The 5,168-nt window shown below is 37.8% G+C and carries 4 protein-coding genes; 2 read left to right on the top strand and 2 right to left on the bottom strand.

Annotated features, from left to right (window positions below; all coding sequences use genetic code 11):
- Positions 1-1,629: ATP-binding protein (locus tag H5072_RS11375; protein ID WP_182693581.1), on the top strand; the 1,629-nt coding region annotated here is incomplete at its 5' end.
- Positions 1,630-1,683: 54 nt separating this feature from the next.
- Entirely contained in the window at positions 1,684-2,811 is a 1,128-nt protein-coding gene (locus H5072_RS11370) for a PleD family two-component system response regulator (protein ID WP_182693580.1), read from the top strand.
- A 34-nt stretch (positions 2,812-2,845) separates the two neighbouring features.
- Here H5072_RS11370 and queG read toward each other — a convergent pair whose 3' ends face one another.
- Positions 2,846-3,979: a tRNA epoxyqueuosine(34) reductase QueG gene (gene queG / locus H5072_RS11365; RefSeq protein WP_024594635.1), complete on the bottom strand. Its 1,134-nt coding sequence runs from the start codon at positions 3,977-3,979 to the stop codon at positions 2,846-2,848.
- A 66-nt stretch (positions 3,980-4,045) separates the two neighbouring features.
- The coding region (locus H5072_RS11360) for a methyl-accepting chemotaxis protein (RefSeq protein WP_182693579.1) at positions 4,046-5,168 on the bottom strand (1,123 nt) is incomplete at its 5' end.

The following is a 5,168-nucleotide window of genomic DNA, read 5'->3' as shown; positions in this document are numbered from 1 at the left end:
AACCATATTTTGCAATTACCTACTATTTTACTCGTCGACCATGTTCCTGAACGTCTCGAAAAAATGAAAAATAGCTTAATCGGTGCTCATATCGAGACTCATACTGCAACAACCTCCGCAGAAGCTTTAGAAATTAGTAAAGAAAAGCAAATAGATATACTAATAAGCGATTTTATTTTAGATGACGGAACAGGTTTAGGAATTTTTTCAAATTTAAAAGTAACCCAACCGCATTGCCGCTGTTTGTTATTTACCTCACGCCCTGATCAAGTTTCAATGATCGACGCAATTCGTCAAGGCGTAGAAGATGTACTTATTAAACCTTTAAACGATAGCTCACTATTACAATCAATACATAAATTATGGCAAACAGAGTTATTAAAACGTCATAACGCAGAGCTTGTAGAAAGGCTACAAGATACGGTTGATGCCCTAATTGAAAAAGACAGCCTACTTCAGGTTATTTATAAACATACGCCCGATGCAATTATGTTATTTGAAAAGTGCGGTAGAGTGATAGAAGCTAATGATGCTTGCTTGAGACTATTTAACTTACCGTTTAATGAACTCGAAGGTAAATCAGTATTTGATTTTTTAGATGATGATTCAATTTTAGGTATTAAAGATAAGATTTCGACATTAAATAGTAATCGACAATTTAGCTGCGATTTACGTTTATCTAAAACAGCAGGAGGTTATATACCCTTAGTTGGCTCTTTTAATGAGATAGATCACCATGGCGAAATAGCACTTGCGGTCATATTTAAAAATGTAACCCATCTTAAGCAAAAAGAGGATTTATTACTTGAAGCAAAAGATGTTCTTGAAGAGCAAGTAAGAGCGCGTACTTCACAACTCGAGCATGCTAAAAATGTGGCTGAGGCTGCAAACTTAAGTAAATCAGAATTTTTAGCAAACATGTCGCATGAACTTCGAACACCAATGCACTCTATTTTAAGCTTTTCTCGTTTTGGTTTAAGTAAATTAGAAGCTGGAGATTTTGCAAAAGAAAAACTCATTAAGTATTTATCGCGAATAGAGAGTAGTGGTGAGCGTTTACTGTCGTTACTAAATAATTTACTCGACCTATCTAAGCTAGATGTAGGCAAGTTTCCATTTAACCCTCGTCCCTATAATTTAGCGAATATTATTAAAACAAGTATTGATGATGTGTCTGGTACGGCAATGGAAAAAGAAATTGAGATTATATTTACCGCACAGCCATTACCTGTAATTGCACAATGTGATGAAGAGCAAATAAACCAGTTACTTCGAAACGTACTAGGTAACGCACTTAAATTTAGCGAACCTAAAAGTAAAATACGGGTAAATTTAGAGTCAGATAATAAGCTTGCTACTATAGAGGTTACCGATAATGGGGTCGGTATACCAGAAGATGAGTTGGAGCATATTTTTACTAAGTTTGTGCAAAGCAGTAAAACAAATAGTGGTGCTGGTGGCACAGGGTTAGGCCTTGCATTGTGTAGAGAGTTTGTATCTTTACACCAAGGTGAAATCACTGCACGTAACAACGAAAATGGTGGTGCAACTATATCTATACAAGTGCCATTAGAAATAAACTTAGACGAGCATTTAGCTGAAGATCAGTTAATACAACACACTAATTAATTGTTTTTTGGCATACCAAGTAACTTTTTAAAGAATTTGAATGGATGATAAATTATGGCCTTAACTAAAATACTTGCCGTTGATGACGAACCCTTTAACCTTGAAATTATTGAGGAAATTTTAGAGGAGCTTGATTTTGAATTACAAGTAGCAACAAATGGTCCTGAGTGTTTAAACATGGTTGAAGGTTATATGCCTCAGGTTATATTACTCGACGTAAGTATGCCGCAAATGAACGGCTATGAAGTATGTAAAGCACTTAAAGCAAATCCAAATACCGCACACATTATTGTTATGTTTGTTTCTGCTCGCGGCACTGTTGAAGAACGCATGGAAGGCTATTCTGTTGGCGCAGAAGATTATATTGTAAAACCTTTTGGCCATGACGAACTTAAATCTAAGCTTAAAAATTTAAATCAAGTACTCGTTGAAAAGCAAAGCCTAGAAAAGCAAGTTGAAGATGCAACATCAACTGCATTTAATGCAATGGCCAATAGCAGTGAAATGGGGCAAATAGTTAACTACGTTGAAAACATAGGCTTTATTAACGATCCTCAAGAGCTAGGTAAAGCGCTTGTAGATTGCCTTCAGTCTTTTGATTTACAAAGCAATGTAGAATTTAGAGAAAATAATGAAATTAGCCACTTTGCGCTAAACGGCGTGTGTTCACCTATTGTGGTGGAGCTATTTGAAATGCTGAAAAACAAAGGGCGCTTACATGAGTTTTCGCACCGAATTTTAGTTAACTATGAATTGATTAGCTTACTCATTTTAAATATGCCCGATCATGACCCTGACAAGCATGGTCGTATACGCGACCACGTATGTTTTATTGTCAGTGTTACCGAGCAGCAGCTACGCGCCATCATGACCAAGAAAATGCTTGAATCACAACGAGCGAAACTTAATGCCGTAGCAAGTACTGTTCATAGTAAGTTTCATAGCTTAATTAGCTTGTTGAATGAAAACCGTCAAAACAACGAAAAAGTGTTTAAACAGTTACAAGAAGAGCTCGAAGAACGTATCCCATCAATGGGACTGGATGAAGATCAGGAGGTGTTTATTTATAAAAAAGTAGATGAAACTATCCAAAACTCAGTAGCAAGAGAAGAGTCTGTTAAACAAGTCAAAGCAGCCTTTACAGAGATAGAACAAGATCTATCGTTACTTTTGAAAAACTAGTTACTTCGCAATATAAAGGTTTACTTAAGCGGTGCTATGCATCCCTTGGTAAGCCTTTTTCTACAATTCTAATTAACCTAGCTGTTTTACGAATTTGTAATCGTTGTTTATCGTTTTGCTGAGCAAGTGCCCATTCAATATGTTCTAAAACAAGTTCGCTGCATATTTGGCTTTTATCTTGTAGGGCATTAATAATAGCGGGGCTGAACTCTGCATTACCTAAACCAACTGCTAAATTACGTAACCAACGTTCGTGGCCAATGCGACGAATAGGGCTGCCTTCGGTGTTTTTTAAAAATGTAGGCTCATCCCAAGCAAACAGCTCAAGTAAATCTTTATCTTTTAATTGAGTGCGAGGATGAAAGTCATTTTCGTCAGTTATTTGTCCATAACGATTCCAAGGACATACCAACTGGCAATCATCACAACCATAAACACGATTGCCTAATAAAGTTCGGTACTGCTCTGGTATTGGCCCTTGGTGTTCTATGGTTAAATACGATATACATTTACGTGCATCAACAACGTAGGGCTCTACAATTGCACCTGTTGGGCAAAGAGTAATACAAGCAACGCATTTACCGCAGCCTTCAAAGGTGTTTTCTGCATCAATTGGTAGAGGTAAATCAATAAATAGCTCGCCTAAAAAAAACCACGACCCAGCTTCTTGGTTAATTAATAACGAATGCTTACCACGCCACCCTAAGCCGGCTTTTTCGGCAAGTTGACGCTCAAGTACAGGGGCTGAATCTACAAAGGGTCTAAAGCCATACTCGCCAATTTCTTGCTCTATTTTTTGGCCGAGTTTTTTTAAACGATTACGCATTAATTTATGGTAATCGCGACCTAATGCATAGCGGCTTATATATGCTTTTTCTTTATTTTTTAAGGTTTTTGCAAAGCCAGCATCGGGAGGGAGATAATTCATTTTTACGGATATAACACGCTGTGTACCAGGCACTAATTCAGCAGGGCGGGCGCGTTTCATACCGTGGGCAGCCATATAATCCATCGAGCCGTGGTAGCCTGCATCAAGCCAACGTTGCAATTGGGCTTCGTGCTTAGATAAGTCAATATCAGTAATGCCCACTTCGCTAAAGCCAAGCTCTTGCCCCCAGGTTTTTATTTGTAGGGCTAATTTTTCATAGTCTGGGGTAGGGTTGCTCACACGCTTTACACACTTAAATTAATAGCTGCGTAATTTACCATATTTCTCTGAGCCCGAAAACGCTTCTTAGTGCACAAAGCGCTTTAACTGTTGTTGGGTTTGCAAGCTTAACTGTTGAGATTGCTCGCTATCGGCTAATGCCGTATCTATTTGTTGTTTAGCTTGCTCCCCTAAAGCTACGATTTGCTCTACCGATTGATGAGTCGTACTTTGGGTGCCCTCAAGCAAATGTACAGCACTGGCTATTTGTTGCAGCTGCTGCTGGTTGTGCTCAAACTCACTAAGCATTTTAGTAAAGCCATCACAAGTTGCACTAATTGAGCTTTGTGCGTTATTAGAGTGAGTCATTAATTGCTCTGACTCTTTATTTGTCTCGTTTACCAAATCATTCATCTGACTTATAAAGTCGCTAATCTGCCTAGTTGCGCCACTTACCTTTATTGAAAGCGTGCGTACTTCGTCTGCAACTACGGCAAATCCTCTGCCAGCTTCACCCGCTCTAGCTGCTTCTATTGCGGCGTTGAGGGCTAACAAATTAGTTTGATCAGAAAACTCTTCAACCATTTTTAAAATACTACGAATGTTTTCACTGTTCTCTTTTAGTCCCGCAATTGTATTTGAAAAGCTACCTAGCATATTAGTAATAAGTTTTACCTGCTCTACTAAAGCAGCGAGTTCTGACGCAGATAGTTTTACAAAGTTAAGGTGTTCATTATTAACGTTATGTACGCTATCTGTATTATTTACTATGTCTTGTAAGCTTTGGGTTATTTGCATACTGGCATTAATAATACTGTGGCTTAACTGTATTTGTTGCTCACTTGATTGCTCAGTATTTTTCATTGATTCAGTGACTTGTGTATTGCTGTGTGCACTCGCTTGAGCACTGTTATATGTTGTGCTGAGTAATTCACTTAAATGGGCAGTAAATATATTGTATTGTGAACTTAAATCTTTAAATTCGTCATACGAAAAGTGGGGAAGTTTTGCTGCTAAATTTGCATCTTGTTGGTTTATTTCTATCAAAGTATCGCGCATAGCAGTAACAGGGCGAACAATTAAAAAACGCATATAAAAAAGAGTAAAAATAAAACCAGATATAATCACAAGCGTAAGCAGCCAAAATAGCCCTGTACTTTGCTGTTGTTCGCTTAAACTCTGATGCAGCCAAAATAACGTAATTGCTTGG

Origin of the sequence: Pseudoalteromonas sp. SR45-5, from assembly GCF_014163565.1 — a bacterium.
Classification (GTDB): Bacteria; Pseudomonadota; Gammaproteobacteria; order Enterobacterales; family Alteromonadaceae; genus Pseudoalteromonas; species Pseudoalteromonas distincta.
The sequence above is the reverse complement of the archived record's forward strand: the minus strand, read 5'-3'. Positions and strand labels throughout refer to the sequence as shown.